The sequence below is a fragment of the Planktophila warneckei (SeqCode) genome, assembly GCF_965234675.1.
Classification (GTDB): domain Bacteria; phylum Actinomycetota; class Actinomycetes; order Nanopelagicales; family Nanopelagicaceae; genus Planktophila; species Planktophila warneckei.
Genome location: NZ_OZ248350.1, coordinates 759,560 through 775,301 on the forward strand (window position 1 = coordinate 759,560; position 15,742 = coordinate 775,301).

General features: G+C 46.7%; 19 protein-coding genes and 1 riboswitch. Of the genes, 8 read left to right on the forward strand and 11 right to left on the reverse strand.

The genetic code is table 11. The annotated features are described in order from the left end of the window. The first annotated feature begins 2 nt into the window (after positions 1–2). Entirely contained in the window at positions 3–638 is a 636-nt protein-coding gene (locus AC8GFU_RS03980) for a LysE family translocator (RefSeq protein ID WP_506625853.1), read from the forward strand. Here AC8GFU_RS03980 and AC8GFU_RS03985 read toward each other — a convergent pair. Then, positions 627–1,397, reverse strand: coding sequence for an alpha/beta hydrolase (locus tag AC8GFU_RS03985; RefSeq protein ID WP_506625854.1), 771 nt, complete (start codon positions 1,395–1,397; stop codon positions 627–629). The genes AC8GFU_RS03980 and AC8GFU_RS03985 overlap by 12 nt on opposite strands. Positions 1,398–1,450: 53 nt before the next feature. On the opposite strand from AC8GFU_RS03985, the gene AC8GFU_RS03990 reads away from it, so the two are divergent. Next, positions 1,451–2,086 (forward strand): exonuclease domain-containing protein, encoded by a 636-nt coding sequence (locus AC8GFU_RS03990; RefSeq protein WP_506625855.1) that lies wholly within the window; start codon positions 1,451–1,453, stop codon positions 2,084–2,086. On the opposite strand, the gene trpD is transcribed toward AC8GFU_RS03990, so the two are convergent. Further along, positions 2,064–3,107 carry an anthranilate phosphoribosyltransferase gene (gene trpD, locus AC8GFU_RS03995; RefSeq protein ID WP_506625856.1) on the reverse strand — a complete coding sequence of 348 codons (1,044 nt, stop codon included), beginning with the start codon at positions 3,105–3,107 and terminating at the stop codon, positions 2,064–2,066. The genes AC8GFU_RS03990 and trpD overlap by 23 nt on opposite strands. 8 nt (positions 3,108–3,115) lie before the next feature. Continuing rightward, positions 3,116–3,538: a hypothetical protein gene (locus AC8GFU_RS04000; RefSeq protein WP_506625857.1), complete on the reverse strand. Its 423-nt coding sequence runs from the start codon at positions 3,536–3,538 to the stop codon at positions 3,116–3,118. A gap of 160 nt (positions 3,539–3,698) precedes the next feature. Here AC8GFU_RS04000 and ctaE point away from each other — a divergent pair, with 160 nt between their 5' ends. Genes ctaE through qcrB form a run of 4 tightly spaced genes read left to right on the forward strand, consistent with a single transcriptional unit; the run spans position 3,699 to position 7,706 of the window. Next, positions 3,699–4,322: an aa3-type cytochrome oxidase subunit III gene (gene ctaE, locus AC8GFU_RS04005; RefSeq protein WP_506625858.1), complete on the forward strand. Its 624-nt coding sequence runs from the start codon at positions 3,699–3,701 to the stop codon at positions 4,320–4,322. A 12-nt stretch (positions 4,323–4,334) separates the two neighbouring features. Beyond that, positions 4,335–5,126, forward strand: a complete 792-nt coding sequence (gene qcrC, locus AC8GFU_RS04010; protein WP_506625859.1) for a cytochrome bc1 complex diheme cytochrome c subunit — start codon at positions 4,335–4,337, stop codon at positions 5,124–5,126. 4 nt (positions 5,127–5,130) lie between these two features. After that, positions 5,131–6,126 carry a cytochrome bc1 complex Rieske iron-sulfur subunit gene (gene qcrA / locus AC8GFU_RS04015; protein ID WP_506625860.1) on the forward strand — a complete coding sequence of 332 codons (996 nt, stop codon included), beginning with the start codon at positions 5,131–5,133 and terminating at the stop codon, positions 6,124–6,126. Next, complete coding sequence (gene qcrB / locus AC8GFU_RS04020; RefSeq protein WP_506625861.1) at positions 6,123–7,706, forward strand: cytochrome bc1 complex cytochrome b subunit; 1,584 nt, start codon at positions 6,123–6,125, stop codon at positions 7,704–7,706. The genes qcrA and qcrB overlap by 4 nt, the downstream gene beginning before the upstream one ends. 15 nt (positions 7,707–7,721) lie before the next feature. On the opposite strand, the gene AC8GFU_RS04025 is transcribed toward qcrB, so the two are convergent. From AC8GFU_RS04025 to AC8GFU_RS04055, 7 genes are all read right to left on the reverse strand, one after another. Further along, entirely contained in the window at positions 7,722–8,576 is an 855-nt protein-coding gene (locus AC8GFU_RS04025) for a DMT family transporter (protein ID WP_506625862.1), read from the reverse strand. Next, positions 8,573–9,046: an SRPBCC family protein gene (locus AC8GFU_RS04030; protein WP_506625863.1), complete on the reverse strand. Its 474-nt coding sequence runs from the start codon at positions 9,044–9,046 to the stop codon at positions 8,573–8,575. The genes AC8GFU_RS04025 and AC8GFU_RS04030 overlap by 4 nt, the downstream gene beginning before the upstream one ends. Further along, positions 9,046–9,450, reverse strand: coding sequence for a cytochrome c oxidase subunit 4 (locus AC8GFU_RS04035; protein ID WP_506625864.1), 405 nt, complete (start codon positions 9,448–9,450; stop codon positions 9,046–9,048). Before AC8GFU_RS04035 ends, AC8GFU_RS04030 begins: the two co-directional genes overlap by 1 nt. Positions 9,451–9,453: 3 nt before the next feature. After that, entirely contained in the window at positions 9,454–11,109 is a 1,656-nt protein-coding gene (ctaD, locus tag AC8GFU_RS04040) for an aa3-type cytochrome oxidase subunit I (protein ID WP_506625865.1), read from the reverse strand. Further along, positions 11,106–11,858, reverse strand: coding sequence for an aa3-type cytochrome oxidase subunit II (gene ctaC / locus AC8GFU_RS04045; RefSeq protein ID WP_506625866.1), 753 nt, complete (start codon positions 11,856–11,858; stop codon positions 11,106–11,108). Before ctaC ends, ctaD begins: the two co-directional genes overlap by 4 nt. Positions 11,859–11,933: 75 nt before the next feature. Next, positions 11,934–12,908 (reverse strand): carbohydrate kinase family protein, encoded by a 975-nt coding sequence (locus AC8GFU_RS04050; protein WP_506625867.1) that lies wholly within the window; start codon positions 12,906–12,908, stop codon positions 11,934–11,936. Positions 12,909–12,935: 27 nt separating this feature from the next. After that, the gene (locus AC8GFU_RS04055) at positions 12,936–13,283 is read right to left on the reverse strand and encodes a HesB/IscA family protein (protein ID WP_506625868.1); all 348 of its coding nucleotides are present in this window, start codon (positions 13,281–13,283) and stop codon (positions 12,936–12,938) included. A 98-nt stretch (positions 13,284–13,381) separates the two neighbouring features. On the opposite strand from AC8GFU_RS04055, the gene AC8GFU_RS04060 reads away from it, so the two are divergent. Then, complete coding sequence (locus tag AC8GFU_RS04060) at positions 13,382–13,909, forward strand: DUF3043 domain-containing protein (RefSeq protein WP_506625869.1); 528 nt, start codon at positions 13,382–13,384, stop codon at positions 13,907–13,909. A gap of 11 nt (positions 13,910–13,920) precedes the next feature. On the opposite strand, the gene AC8GFU_RS04065 is transcribed toward AC8GFU_RS04060, so the two are convergent. Continuing rightward, entirely contained in the window at positions 13,921–14,922 is a 1,002-nt protein-coding gene (locus tag AC8GFU_RS04065; protein ID WP_506625870.1) for an aldo/keto reductase family protein, read from the reverse strand. Between the two features lie 63 nt (positions 14,923–14,985). After that, a riboswitch (adenosylcobalamin (AdoCbl) riboswitch) is annotated at positions 14,986–15,128 on the forward strand. A gap of 88 nt (positions 15,129–15,216) precedes the next feature. Here AC8GFU_RS04065 and AC8GFU_RS04070 point away from each other — a divergent pair. After that, the gene (locus AC8GFU_RS04070) at positions 15,217–15,741 is read left to right on the forward strand and encodes an SCO2322 family protein (protein ID WP_506625871.1); all 525 of its coding nucleotides are present in this window, start codon (positions 15,217–15,219) and stop codon (positions 15,739–15,741) included. The last annotated feature ends 1 nt before the right edge of the window (position 15,742 follow it).

Below are 15,742 nucleotides of genomic sequence, written 5' to 3' on the forward strand. Positions count from 1 at the left end.
ACGTGAGCGAGCTTCTACTGGCGGTTCCCGCCTTTGCCTTTACAACCTTGTTGCTTGTCATGGTGCCTGGCCAAGGCGTTGCAATGGTTTTGCGTCAATCAATATTGGGCGGAAGTAAGGCGGCCTTTTTTTCCGCATTAGGAAACTGCGCGGGAATTTTAACGTGGGCTACTTCAAGTGCTATTGGCTTATCGGCGATCTTTGCTCGTTCCCATACCGCATATACGCTCTTGAAATGGAGTGGCGTAATCTTCTTAGTAATTGTTTCTATTCAAACATTATTGACACTTAAAAATGAGTTCGGAAAGTTTGATCTTGAAAGCAAATCTGAGATGAATTTACTGTCATCATTTCGTCTTGGTCTAGTTACTAATTTGACCAATGTAAAGGCAGCTGTTTATGCAGTTGCATTTCTGCCCGCATTTGTACCCGATGATTTTTCATTGGGATGGGGAATCTTCATCTTCGGAAGCATTTGGGCGCTGGTCTCGATCTGTTGGAACATCTTCCTGATTTGGACAGTTAAAAAGAGTGCGGCCTACATACAAAAGCCCGTTGTGCGTAGAGTACTAACAGCTATTTCAGCGCTAGGAATAATGTTCCTAGCTGTTGGACTAGCTTTATCGTCAGGCCGTTAAAGATTCAATAAAAGTTAAACTGTTTTGAAAGATTAGCTCTTGATCATAATCAAGGGTTGCAACGTGATAACTGTTTACCAATTCGATACGGCTCTTATTCACTGAGCCTAACCCCGCCATAATGATTTCAGTATTAGATACTGGAAGTGTGTGATCTTCTACAGAATGAAATAGCTGAACCGGTACAGTCACTTGTGCAAGATTTCTGCGGGTAATGCGCAACATCTTTAGCAATTGATACACACCACGAGTTGGAAGAGCGTCATAGCCCCATTCGGTTATTCCGGGGCGCTTGATGTCATCCCCCACGCTTGTCCTTAGTTTTTGCAGACGTGACAAGAAAAATGCCAACTCAACCGGAACGCCTTTAACGTGGATCATCGGATTAACAAGAATTACACCTGTGAGTTTTTCATTGTTAGCTTCGGCAACATTAAGTACAGTTCCGCCGCCCATAGATAAGCCAACTAAGAAAACCTTGTCGCATGTCTTCATCAATTCATTTAATTCAAAGGTAACTTTCGCTGGCCATTCAGGCCACTTCACTTTGTTTAGATTCTCGGGTGTAGTTCCATGTCCCGGAAGTAAAGGAACACGAACTGTGTACCCCTTTGAATGTAAAAACTCTCCCCATGGACGCATTGAAGGTGGAGATCCGGTAAAGCCATGAACTAGTAAAACTCCAATATGTGCATTTTTTCCTGTTCCGGCAGCGGACCAATCTTGCATCCAACCAACAGGTGCTCCTTCAACGGCCATGATGCAAGAGTACGTCCAGTGTCATGTCAGATCAATGACATACGATCCTCGTTATGACACATGCACCAGATTGGCCATTGGTGGATACCACCTTTGCGGTGCTTGATCTAGAAACCTCTGGCGGATCACCGCGATCTGGTGCTGTGATTACTGAAATCGGAGTTGTGAAAGTACGCGGCGGGCAAGTTCTAGGAACATTTAAAAGCTTCGTCGATCCGGGACACACCTTGCCTATTTTCATTACTCAACTAACGGGCATAACTGATGAAATGTTGATTTCTGCACCCTTTATCGATGAAGTTCTTCCAACTCTCTTCGAGTTCTTGGGTTCACCAGAAGAAACGGTATTAGTTGCCCACAACTCCCCATTTGATATGAGTTTCTTAAAAGCTGCAGCTCTTGCTCATGATTATGAATGGCCGCACTATTTAACAATCGATACCGCACGACTTGCTAGAGCGGTTTTAGACCGAGATGAAGTCATCAATTGCAAACTTGGCACGCTTGCTGAATTTTTCGGTGCCCAAACATCTCCAAATCACCGAGCGCTAGATGATGCACTAGCTACCGTGGATGTCTTGCATGGCATTATTGAAAGGCTCGCAGGACACGGAGTTACAACCTTTGAAGCGATGCGCAACTTTCCATCACTTAAAAGAAGAAAAGCTAAGCGCCCAATTTCTGACTGAGTGCGGCCCAATCATTTACTAAGCGAGAGGCGGCACCTGAATCAATCGCTGCAACTGCGCGTTCAACACCTAGCGCAATTCGATCATGAAGATTTAACTCAAATTTGCCATCAAAAGCTGCAATAGCAGCAGCGGCATTGAGGACTACAGCATCACGAGGTGCTCCTTTTTCGCCTTTAAATATTGCTGTAGTTATACGAGCATTTTCTGAACCATCGCCACCTGCTAATGCTGAAATTGGCGCCCGCTCCATTCCAAAATCCAAAGGATCTAAGAGATCACTTGAAATCTCACCGTTGCCAATAGTTAATACGGATGTGGTGGTAGCAAGAGTGATTTCATCCAACCCGTCATCTCCGCGAAAAACAAAACCATCTACACCTTTATCTCCCAAAACTTGAGCCATTACTAAGTGCATTCGATCATTGGCAACACCAATCGCTGCAGCTTTTGGCTGAGCAGGGTTTGCCAAAGGCCCCAAAATATTGAAAACGGTAGGCACCGCTAACTCTTTACGGGCAGGTGCTGCAAATCGCATCGCTGGATGAAATACAGGAGCAAAACAAAAACCTATTCCAAGTTGCTGAAAAGTTGTTTCAACTCCCATTCCGTCCAGCATGATATTGATGCCTAGATTTTCTAATAGGTCAGCAGCACCTGATTTCGAAGAAGCAGCTCTATTTCCGTGCTTCACAACCTTTGCTCCAGCTGCAGCAGCAATAATCGCCGCAGTCGTAGAAATATTTATTGTGTGTGCGCCATCTCCACCGGTTCCAACTGTGTCGACCGCGCGTTCATTAATTAAAATAGGAGCACAATGTTGATACATCTGTGCGACAAGTGCGCCAACCTCTTCAGAGGTTTCACCTTTAGTTTTCAGAGCTAGCAAGAACCGCTTAATAACTTCGATATCTGCAGAGCCGATAAGAATTTCATTCATGCACCACTGCACTAATTGGGGTTCTAGATCTAAACCACTATCCAACAATGAGATTGCGTGATCCCATTGCGAAGTGCTCATTAAGAAAGTTAAGCAGAAACCAGTGCGTTGCCGCGCAGTAATTGTGCAGCTGTCTTAGCCAATGTGAACGGATCGATCGGGTGAACAACTGATGCCTCAGCCAAAGACCATGCTGCAAGCCAAGCATCTTCCTTGCGTCCGGTGATAAGCAAAACTGGAGGGCAGTTAAAAACTTCATCCTTTAATTGACGAGCAATACCCATTCCACCTTCTTGAGCCGCTTCACCATCAAGGATGAAAAGATCTGCTCTGAAACCACCACCGACTTTTTTGCTGTCGATGTAGGCACGTAGCGCTGAGCCAGTAGCAAACTCATGAACCTCATGTTCAGGAAGATCGGCCGCTACTCGACGTCCAAGTGCGGAGACAACAGCTGCACGAACCGATGAGTCATCGGAGTAAACAATGATCTGCTTTTTAGTCTCTGACATAGCTCCAAGTCTATTCTCGAAGCAGGCTTTCGCGCCTCTTTCAGAGCACCTAGTGCCACCACTTTTGTAGTGATCCGTTTCACCCTAGTTCTGCTCAAAACCGACACCCTGAAGCCAGACTAGGGAGACGGCGAGCCTGTTTTCAGGAATAATCGCCCCTATGTCGAGCGCCGTAGCACACCACAAAATCACACGACCTAACGCTGTAGCCGTTGGAACGATCGTGTGGCTGTCCAGTGAACTTATGTTCTTCGCCGCACTATTCGCGATGTACTTCACCATTCGCGCAGTGCAAGGTCCAGCGATCTGGTTAGAGTCAACTTCGATTCTAAATATTCCATTCGCTGCGATCAATACAACAGTTCTGGTCCTGTCATCGGTGACCTGTCAGTTTGGAGTCTTCGCTGCGGAGCGTTTCCAGAATCACCGCACGGGATCCTTGCTTCAGATTAATAAGTGGGGAATGCGTGAATGGTTCGCACTTACATTCTTAATGGGAGCATTCTTTATCTCAGGTCAGATTTACGAGTACGCACACCTAGTAGCTGAAGGTTTAACCCTTTCATCTAATGCATACGGTTCAGTTTTCTACATCACCACAGGTTTCCACGGACTTCACGTAACTGGCGGACTCATCGCATTTCTCATTGTGATGGTTCGCGTTGCTAAAGCCCGTCGCTTTACCCATCAACAAGCAACGACAGCGATTGTTGTTTCTTATTACTGGCACTTCGTTGACGTCGTCTGGATCGCGCTTTTCTCTGCGATCTACCTAATTAAGTAGTAAAGGAAAATAGTGAAGCGTCTATCCCGCTACCGTCGCCACAAGGCTGCCGCACCATTGCTTTTGATTTTTGCACTGCTTGGTATTGGAACCACTTTCAGTATTGCAAGTGCAACAACAACTGCCGAGACAACTACTGCTGATCGTTCAGCGCTCATCGAAGAAGGTCGTCAGATCTTCCTCAAGGGTTGCTCTTCATGTCACGGCTTAAATGCTGAAGGCGGACAGATCGCACCATCATTAATCGGTGTTGGCGCAGCCTCTGTTGATTTCCAAGTTGGAACAGGTCGTATGCCAATGGCTGATATGAGCACACAGGCTATGCGCAAAGCACCTGTTTACGATGCTCAAGAAACAGCAGCTATTGCAGCCTACGTTGCATCATTAGCGGCAGGTCCAGAAATTCCTGCAGAAGAATCATTGAATTATGAACGTGATGGAAGCACTGCAGAAGGCGGAGAACTATTCCGAAATAACTGCGCGATGTGCCACAACTTTGCTGGACAAGGTGGAGCGCTTACCCAAGGTAAGTACGCACCAACATTGATGGGTGTAGATCCTAAGTACATCTACGAGGCAATGATTACTGGCCCACAATCAATGCCAGTGTTTAGCGATAAGACAATTACACCTGCTGAAAAACTCTCACTGATTAAGTGGATCAAGTCAGCAGAGAAGGAACCAAACTTGGGCGGTGCATCACTTGGTCGCGTTGGTCCGGTTACTGAAGGTTTATTAGGTTGGACTCTTGGACTCGGAATACTTATCGGTGTTGCGGTCTGGCTAGCGATGAAGGCGAGATAAGTACATGTCTAATGAAATCGAAGCTATAAAAGATCCAGGACTTCCAGCGCACGTTCATCGCAAAGCAGATCATGATCCTGAAGCTGCAAAGCGCGCAGAACGCCAAGTTGCAACAATGTTTGGCATCTCAGCACTAGGAACAATTCTTCTCATCGTTTCTTATGTCTTCATCCCTCAAGATCTTTTTGTATTCATTCCTGTTATGGGAGATCAAAATGCACATCAACTAGGCCTTGGCCTTGGAATGGCGATCTCATTGTTCTTTATTGGAATGGGAGCAATTCATTGGGCAAAGACATTGATGCCAGATACTGAAGTTGTCGCACAGCGTCACGAGTTCCGCTCCCCCGATTCCGATCGTAAAGAGTTTGTTGAAGCGGTTAAAGCTGGAGCAGGTGCAGCAGGACTTGGTCGTCGTTCACTTATCAAGAAATCTTTAGGCGCAGCACTTGGACTTTCAGCTTTGTCTCCATTGTTACTGCTTCGCGATTTAGGACCACTTCCAAAGAAAGAGTTTGAAAAGACAACTTGGCAGGCTGGAACTTACTTAGTTACAGATCCAGGAAACCGTCGAATCAAAGCCTCTGATCTTGAAGTTGGAGCGGTTGCTCAGGTTCTTCCAGAGATTGAAGATCCAGAACATCGTAAGTTGAGCGACATTGGTAAGGATGCGGTTCTTTTGATCCGTCTTCGTCCAGAAGAGTTCAACCTTGAAGCAGATCGTCTAGCAATGACCCACGAAGGAATCATCGCCTTCTCCAAGATTTGTTCACACATGGGCTGCGCAGTTGCTCTGTATGAGCAACAGACAAAGCACCTATTGTGCCCTTGCCACCAATCAACATTTGATGTGACTCGTGCAGCGAAGGTTATTTTTGGACCTGCGGCACGACCACTTCCGCAGTTAGATATCACAGTGGATGGCGAGGGGTACCTCGTTGCACGTCAACCTTTCTCCGAACCGGTCGGACCTAGCTTCTGGGAGCGAAACTCACAATGACAGCTGAAGCACGTTTAGGCAGTGTTGCTAACTATGTAGATGAGCGCACAGGCGCCGCTGCATGGATGAAGAAGAACCTGCAAAAGGTTTTCCCTGATCACTGGTCCTTCCTACTTGGTGAAGTTGCTCTGTACTCATTCATCATTCTTTTGCTGTCAGGAACATTCCTCACATTTTGGTTCGATCCTTCACAACGTGAAGTTATCTATGAAGGTGGATATGAACCTCTAGAAGGTTTGAAGATGTCCGCTGCATACGCTTCAACATTGCACATCTCATTTGAGGTTCGCGGTGGTTTGTTAATGCGCCAAATTCACCACTGGGCCGCGCTTATCTTTATGTCAGCAATTGTGGCTCACCTGCTTCGCGTTTTCTTTACAGGTGCTTTCCGTAAGCCTCGCGAAGGAAACTGGATTATTGGTGTTGGACTACTAACTCTTGGAATCGTTGAAGGCTTCCTTGGGTACTCACTACCTGATGATCTTTTGTCAGGAACTGGTATCCGAATCGCAGAGGCGATCATTCAAGCCTTACCAGTGGTCGGTTCCTATCTTTCCTACTTTGCATTTGGTGGAGCTTTCCCGGGTGAATCATTTATTCCACGAATTTATACAGTGCACGTACTCTTATTACCGGGTGCATTCCTTGCTCTGATCACCGCCCACTTAATGTTGGTTTGGTACCAGAAGCACACTCAGTATCCAGGTCCAGGACGCACAGAAAAGAATGTTGTTGGATACCCATTGATGCCTGTGTACATGGCAAAGGCTGGCGGATTCTTTTTCATCGTCTTCGGCGTAATCGCCTTCTTATCTGCAGTAGCTTCCATTAACCCAATCTGGTTGTACGGTCCTTACACACCTGGACAGATCTCCGCAGGTTCACAACCTGACTGGTACATGGGTTGGCTCGATGGTTTGGTACGTATGGCTCCCCCACTTGAAACACATGCCTTTGGACATACGATTTCATGGAACATTTTGATTCCAGGATTGATCGTTCCGGGTATTTTGTTTACTGGAATGGCGCTGTATCCATTTATCGAAAGTTGGATTACTGGAGACAAGCGTGAGCATCATCTATTGGATCGCCCACGTAACGCTCCAAACCGCACAGCACTCGGTGCAATGTCTCTAACATTCATGATCGTTGCTTTAATTAACGGCGGAAATGACATCATCGCAACACACTTCAGTCTGACAATTAATCAGATTATGTGGTTCACCCGCTTTGGAATCTTCATTCTGCCTCCAATTGCATTTGTAGTTACAAAGCGTCTTTGCTTGTCACTGCAACGCGCAGATCGTGAACTTGTATTGCATGGTCGCGAAACTGGACGTCTTCTACGTCTTCCTCATGGAGAGTTTGTTGAAGTACATGAGCCAATCTCACCTGAAAAGGCATACCTGCTCACATCACACGAGCAAGCAGGCCCTCTGGAGCTTCCAGCAGTTGATGCACGTGGAGTAAAGCGTGCTGGTGCGATTCGTAACAAGATTCGTTCACGTATGAGCGTTGCTAATGCTGAAGCGGTAGCAAAGGTTTCAGCAGATGATCTCAAGGAGATTGACAGTCATTAATTTAATTGATTGGCATTAATTAGTAATAACTAGCCAAACACCCAAGGCGGTCACTCCTATTCCAAGGAAGCCTTGGGTGTTTACTTTTTCCCCAAACAAAAAGAATGCTTCAATGGCGGTTGCTGGTGGAACGAGATAGAAAAGAGATGAGACGGAAGCGGCGCTTCCGGTATTCAGGAGCCATAACAGCAACAAGATCGCTCCGACAGATAAGACCGCGATGAGCCACATGAAGGCAAGGAGAAACCTGCCGTTCCACTGGATTGAAGTGCCACCAGTTGCGAACGCGATCGCAAGTAATACCGCCCCACTTCCAAGATATTGATACGCAGTTCCAGCTACTAAAGGAATTCCGGTACCTATCTTCTTTTGTAACAAAGTGGCGGTCGTGCTGCCAATCAACGCAACAACAATTGCGATTATCCCTGCAACCGGAATGTTCGCATCAAAAGATGGACCAAGTACCAATACAACACCGGACAGACCCAACAATAAGCCAATTACTTGTTTGACCTTTAATTTCTCGCCCAGAACCCGAACCGCAAGGACTGAAACTAAAACTGGTTGCAGACTAGTAACAACCGCAGCAACACCGGCTGGCAATCCCCGCGAGATCGAATAGAAGACTCCCCCGAGATAACAGGCATGTAGAAAGAATCCGATGAGCATTGATGAAGTAATTGCTTTTGATCCAATTGCTATTGGGGATTTCAATACCACGGCAATCGCAAAGAGAATGACAGCTGCGATTAGAACTCTGATTGCTAAGAAGATAAAGGGATCTGCATATGGAAGGCCGTACTTAGCTCCGACAAAGCCGGTACTCCACAGAAGAACAAAAAGAAGTGGAGCGAATTTAGCGAGTTTCAACCCTCGCAGATCGCCTTCAGGCGTACTAATGATTTTGCCATCCACTTCGGGTTGTGGGCCATCGCGCCAGTCTTCTTCAACCACCAAGCGGCATAACCTGGAATAGCACTAGCATCAAAAGATTCAGTAACAACGGTTTCTCCATTGCCAACTTCATAGAGCTCATAACACCAGGTCCACTTCATCAAATGGCACCAGGTGATCTTTTTATTCTCTTCAAAAGCTACAACGGTGTTCTTGATCCGATATGGAACCTTGATCTTCATCGCCATGCCGAACTTTGCGCCGAGAAATAAGCGCTCTGGTCCGGAAATTACCCCTTTGATAGTTCCAGAACCATCAAAGAGTTGATGTGCTGCGGGGTTAGCCAAGAGATCGAAAATCTTTGCAGCTGGTGCATGAATACTTATTCGAGCAGCGGCGGTGTTTGGGTAATCAGTCTGCAAAATCTCCGCACGCACGTTAGACATTAGTGAGCTGCTGAGCTAACTGGCTTTTCATACTCTGTAACCATTCCGATAACAGAGATCATCAAAGCGCCAACGCTAATGAGTGAAAGCCACCAACCAATAATCAGTCCAAGACCAAATGCACATGCACTAAGAGCGACTGGTAATGGCCACCATGAGTGCGGGCTATAGAAGCCAAGCTCCCCTGCACCATCTGCAATTTCAGCGGTTAAGTTATCTTCAGGAAGGGTTACACCAATGCGCTTCTGGGTAAACCAAACGTAGAAACCAACCATGCCTGCAAGACATGATGACAACAACATTCCGGCTATACCAACTGATTCGCCGCCGACCTGCCAGTAAATGACTGTCATGATGACGTAGAAAACCGATAATCCACCAAATAATTTCCAAGATGCCTTCATTTTCTATTCATGCCCCTCGGTCTTGATATGCGGATGATGTAAATCAAATGCTGGACGCTCACTTGAAATGCGAGGCATAGTCAGGAAGTTGTGGCGTGGTGGTGGACATGATGTTGCCCATTCCAATGAAGCCCCGTAACCCCAAGGATCATCTACGCCAACCAATGGAGCCTTACGAGTGATCCAAATATTGATTGCAAATGGAATCATCGACAGAGCTAACAGGAATGAACCAATTGTTGAAACTGTGTTCATAAATGTGAAGCCATCTGTTGGCAAATAATCCGCGTAACGACGTGGGAATCCCTTAATGCCCAACCAGTGTTGGATCAAGAAGGTCAAGTGGAATCCAAAGAACAAAGTCCAGAAGTGAATCTTTCCAAGACGCTCGTTAAGCATGCGACCTGTCATCTTTGGCCACCAGAAATAGAAGCCTGCGAACATCGCAAATACCACTGTTCCGAAGAGAACGTAGTGGAAGTGAGCAACGACGAAGTAACTTGCAGAGACAGCAAAATCAAGTGGTGGTGAAGCCAAAATAATTCCAGTTAATCCACCAAATAGGAATGTAACCAAGAAACCCATTACCCAAAGCATTGGGGTTTCAAAGGTAACTTGACCTCTCCACATTGTTCCAATCCAGTTGAAGAATTTAACTCCAGTTGGCACACCAATAAGGAATGTCATGAATGAGAAGAATGGAAGTAGAACCTGACCACTAGCAAACATGTGGTGAGCCCATACAGAAACTGAAAGCGCAGAGATCGCAATCGTTGCAGCGATCAGACCCAAGTAGCCAAAGATTGGCTTGCGACTAAACACGGGCAAAATCTCAGTTGCGATTCCAAAGAATGGCAGCGCAAGAATGTAAACCTCGGGGTGTCCGAAGAACCAGAACAAGTGCTGGAACAACATCACTCCACCATTGGCCGGATCGAATAAGTGGGTTCCATAAATTCGGTCCGCTTCTAAACCAAGTAGAGCTGCAGCCAAAGGTGGGAAGGCAAGCAATACAAGAATCGCAGTTAACAGAACGTTCCAAGAAAAGATAGACATACGGAACATGGTCATACCTGGTGCACGCATCGTGAAGATAGTCGTAATGAAGTTAACGCCACCAAGAATTGTTCCAACACCAGAAATCGCAAGACCAACTAGCCATAAATCTCCACCAATGCCTGGTGAGTAGGTTGAGTTAGATAGCGGTGCATACACGGTCCAACCGAAAGATGCTGCTCCACCTGGTGATAAGAAACCACCAAATGCCATCAAAGAACCAAATAGGTACAACCAGTACGACAACATGTTTAAACGTGGGAAAGCCACATCCGCTGCGCCGATCTGTAAAGGCATGATTACATTTGCAAAACCAACGAACAATGGGGTTGCAAACATAAGCAACATGATTGTTCCGTGCATTGTGAAGATCTGGTTGTATTGCTCGTTGCTCAGGAACTGCATTCCTGGGCGAGCTAATTCTGCACGCAGGGCAAGGGCTAACACGCCACCGATCAAGAACCAAGCAAACGATGTCATCAAATAGAGATAACCGATTGTCTTGTGATCAGTTGATGTAATCCACTTTACAAAAGACTTACCTTTTGGAGTTGGCAATGGCGCGTTCGCAGTTACCGTTGGACGATCTGCATAAGTTGTCATGCTTGACTCCCCTTAAGTGTTTCAAGATAAGCATCGAATTCGGCAGGTGTAACCACCTTTACCTTGAAGAGCATTTGTGAGTGGTTGCGACCGCACAAGATGTTGCATCGGCCCGGGAACTCACCCAGTTTATTTGCAGTGAATTCAAGGTGATTAGTTACACCCGGAAGGTTCTGCATTTGAATCATGAAGGCTGGAATCCAGAATCCATGAACAACATCATTAGCTGTAATCGTGTAACGAACACGCTCGCCCAGAGGTACATACAGAGTTGGAGTTTGCGCAGGAGTTCCGGTTACCACAGCCTTTGGACCAGCTTCTGGATAACCAAACTGCCATGACCACTGAATACCTTCAACAGTTATTTCATGCGCATATGTCGTTGTCTTTTCAGTAATCACGCTTTCTTTCTGTGCTGTGAAGTAGAAAAGAACGGCAACGATAATAAAAGGAATGATTGTGTAAGCCACTTCAACGGGAACGTTGTATTGAGTTTGCTTTGGAAACTCTGGATTGCCCTTCTTAGCGCGATGAAAAACCGCAGGCCACAAAATCAAAATTAAAGTAAAGACGCCAACCACACCGGCGGTTATCCAAGCACCCTTCCACAATGAGAATGATTGATCGTTAACACTGGTGATTCCATCTACGAATCCCCAATCAGTGTTAGAGGAACAACCGGTCAGAAAGAGAACTGGGGCTACTAGGAGCAGAGCTCGTAGGCGGCTAAAAACTGGGCGTCGCGACATGTGGGTAAGGATAGTTTGTATTTGCCGTGAGCGTGGCATGAGCGTAAGACCGGCGAGGGGTGGCCCTCCTCACATCTACTTGAGGTGAGCAGCAACCTCATCAGCAGCAGCCTTGCCATACGCCTCTTCAAAGCGGGCTACAAATTGAGCAGCGGTAAATCGGTACTCCTGAGTTCCAAGGGTTTCGATCACATAGGTTGCGATCAAAGCACCCAACTGGGCGCATCGCTCGTGGGAAAGCCCCCATGCAAGACCTGCAATAAATCCTGATCTGAATGAATCTCCAACACCGGTTGGGTCTGTTTTGGATTTCTCCTTAGGGCAGCCCACCTGAACATATTCGCCTGATGCACTTTCAACCTTTGCCCCATTAGAACCCAAAGTCACGACGCGATACTTAACACGTTCCAGAATTTCGCGATCACTCCAGCCGGTCTTTTGCATCGCCAAGGCGAGTTCATACTCATTTAAGAAGAGGTATGCCGCGCCATCAATAAGTTGCTTGATCTCTTCGCCATCCATGCGGGCCATCTGCTGTGAAGGATCGGCGGCAAATGCAATTCCTAATTGTCGGCACACTTCAGAGTGACGCAACATCGCTTCTGGATCATCGGGAGAAATAACCATCATGTCGAGACGACCGGTTTTTTCCATGATTGGAGAGAGCTCGATATTGCGCGCCTCGGACATGGCTCCTGGAAAAAATGATGCGATCTGATTCAAATCTTGATCAGTAGTTACAACAAAGTGAGCGGTGTGCAGTGTGGTTGAAACAAGAGCGTGTGAAGTATCAACACCGTGACGTGAAAGCCAGGCATCGTAATCAGCCCAGTCCTTACCAACAGCGGCAATTAGAATTGGATTTAAGCCAAGCACACCCATGCCGAACGCGATATTTGCTGCGCATCCTCCACGGCGAACATCAAGGCTGTCGACTAAGAATGAGAGTGAAACCTTTTCAAGTGAGCCGGCCACTAATGAGTCGGTGAACTTTCCAGAGAAAGTCATTAAATGATCAAGGCCTACCGAACCCGCTACACCGATTTTCATGTAGGGATCTTATGGGTCAAGAGGTGCTTAGTTAAATGAATCGCCGCATGCACATGAACCTTGTGCATTTGGATTATCAATTGTGAAGCCCTGCTTTTCAATGGTGTCAACAAAATCAATAGTTGCACCTGAAAGGTAAGGATCACTCATCTTGTCTGTAATTACCTTTACCGCACCAAATTCGCGGACGATGTCGCCATCCATGTTGCGATCATCAAAGTACAGCTGATACTTAAGGCCTGAGCAACCTCCAGGTTGAACTGCAACACGTAGGTTCAGGTCATCGCGACCTTCCTGTGCAAGTAGCGCAGCTACCTTGCTTGCAGCAACATCGGTGAGAAGAATTCCAGTAGTTGTAGTTGCTTCAGTTGTCATCAGTGCTCTCCTTGATCGGCTTTACGGGTGAAATCCTACTCCCCTGACCCACCCGTTGCGAGTCGAGGGCATTAAGACACCGCCTCTATAGTTGCCCCATGACTACAAATGAAGGCAAGGGTCGTCCAACCCCAAAACGTAAAGAAGCGGAATCAAAGCGCAAGGTTTCTTCGCTTTCTCCAGTCGTGACTAAAGATCAAAAGCGTGCAGCTAAGTTGCAGGCCCGTCAGGACCGAGTTGGCTCACGTGCTGCATATTTGCGCGGAGATGAAGCAGCTCTACCTGCTCGCGATCGTGGTCCAGCCCGTCGCTATGTTCGCAACTTTGTAGATTCCCGTCGATCAACTGGCGAGTACTTCCTGCCAATCATTTTCGTTGTTTTAGTTTTAACCTTGTTTCCAATCCCAGCGATTCAAATCGGTGCAATTGCATTGATGTATGCAGTGCTACTGCTTGCAGTCGTTGATGGCTTCTTCCTATCGCGCAAAATTCGCAAAGCTGTAGAAGCAAAGTTTCCAGGCACATCTACAAAAGGTCTTGGAATGTATGCATGGCTTCGCTCAACTCAGATGCGACGTTTACGTGCACCCCACCCTCAGGTGAAGGTTGGCGATCAGATCAATTAAGCGCTAGTTAACTAAGCTCTGGGGTTGGGACTTTGATTTTTCTTAGGATCGCGCTCTGGAAGTTTTCCAAGAGCTTTATCGATCGCCTTCATGATGTCGGCATCTAGCTTGACACCAGATGCCTTTGCATTTTCCTTTACCTGCGAAGGTTTAGTTGCGCCCATGATTGCACTTGAAACATTGGGATTTTGAAGAACCCATGCGATTGCAAGTTGAGACATCGACAATCCTGCTTGATCAGCAATTGGCTTCAGGTTCTGGACCGCGTCAAGAACCTCATCTCGCAACCAGCCTTTAATCATGGTGGCGCCACTTCCCTTGCTTGCAGCCCGAGAGCCTGCTGGCGCCTTCTTTCCCTGAAGGTACTTACCGGTCAGCACTCCTTGAGCCATTGGTGAAAAAACTATTTGACCAATTCCCTCTTTTTGAGACAAAGGAACTACCTCAGCTTCAATAACTCTCCATAAGGCGGAGTATTGAGGTTGATTTGATACAAAACGGTTGTAGCCGCGAGCATCCTGAATGCTTAATGCGGATTTAATCTGTGAAGCGTTCCATTCAGAAAAACCAATGTAATGAACCTTTCCTGCACGAATCAGATCATCAAATGCGCTTAAGGATTCTTCTAGCGGAGTTTCGTGATCAAAGCGGTGCATCTGATACAAATCAATGTGATCTGTTTGAAGGCGCTTTAACGATGCGTTACAGGATTCAATGATGTGTTTGCGCGATAAGCCGCGATCATTCTTTCCAGTTCCAGTTGGAAAGTACACCTTCGTGAAAAGTTCATAGGACTCACGACGTACGCCTTTGAGTGCTTTACCCAGAACAACTTCAGCTTTTGTACCCGCATAAACATCTGCGGTATCAAATGTTGTGATGCCTTGATTAAGCGCCTCTTTCACGCATTTAATCGCTGCATCTGATTCGATCTGATTTCCGTGAGTGATCCAGTTTCCGTATGAGATCTCAGAAACGTACATTCCGGTACTGCCCAGGCGTCTGTATTCCATGTTGCGAGCCTAGATCGTGCGCGCCTAGTTGCCAAGCCGAAATGGGTATGGTTTGGTTCGCTCACAACTTAATAGCTCTTCTAGTAGGGGAAGTTCGGTGCAAATCCGACGCTGACCCGCAACCGTAAATCCTTTGTGAGGATAAGTCGGATTACCTACTTGTCAGAGATGAGACAAACACCCGCCGAGGTTTGCGGGGTGTGCTCCTAACACTAGAAGTGTCGGCTACTCCGTCCTCTCTAGGTGCGGTTCACTCCCTGTGAGACTCTTTAAATTTTGAGAGGCTACACAGAAATGAAGTTCAAACTCTTATTAGCGATTGTTGTAATCGCATCATGTATTACTCCCACAGCACACGCGGCAGATACTGGCTGGCGCTATTGGGGTTATTTCCAAGCAGCACCTGGCGCAAGTAAATGGACCGCCGCAATGACGGGGCCAACTGTCAATGTTGCTGATGGATCAGTTGAAGGTTGGGCATTCACATTTAGCAGTGATGCAATTCCAGATGCAAAGGCACCAAAGGTTGCTCCATCTTTTTCAACTATTTGTGGAAAGACAAAGGCTGTCGCTGGAAAAAAGCGAGTAGCGATAATGGTTGATTTTGGATCAGCGGTATTGCGACCAAAGGGTGAAACAACTCCACGCCTAATTCAAAAATGTGTGGTCGCGGATAAATCTGCGCTAGGAATAGATGTACTGGGTCTTGCGGTCAAAGTTCGCGCAGAAGGATCAGGATTCATCTGCGGAATCAACGGATATCCGGCTAAAGAATGTGGAGTTGAAATGAAAACTCCTAAGGATTACCTGAAGAAGTAGC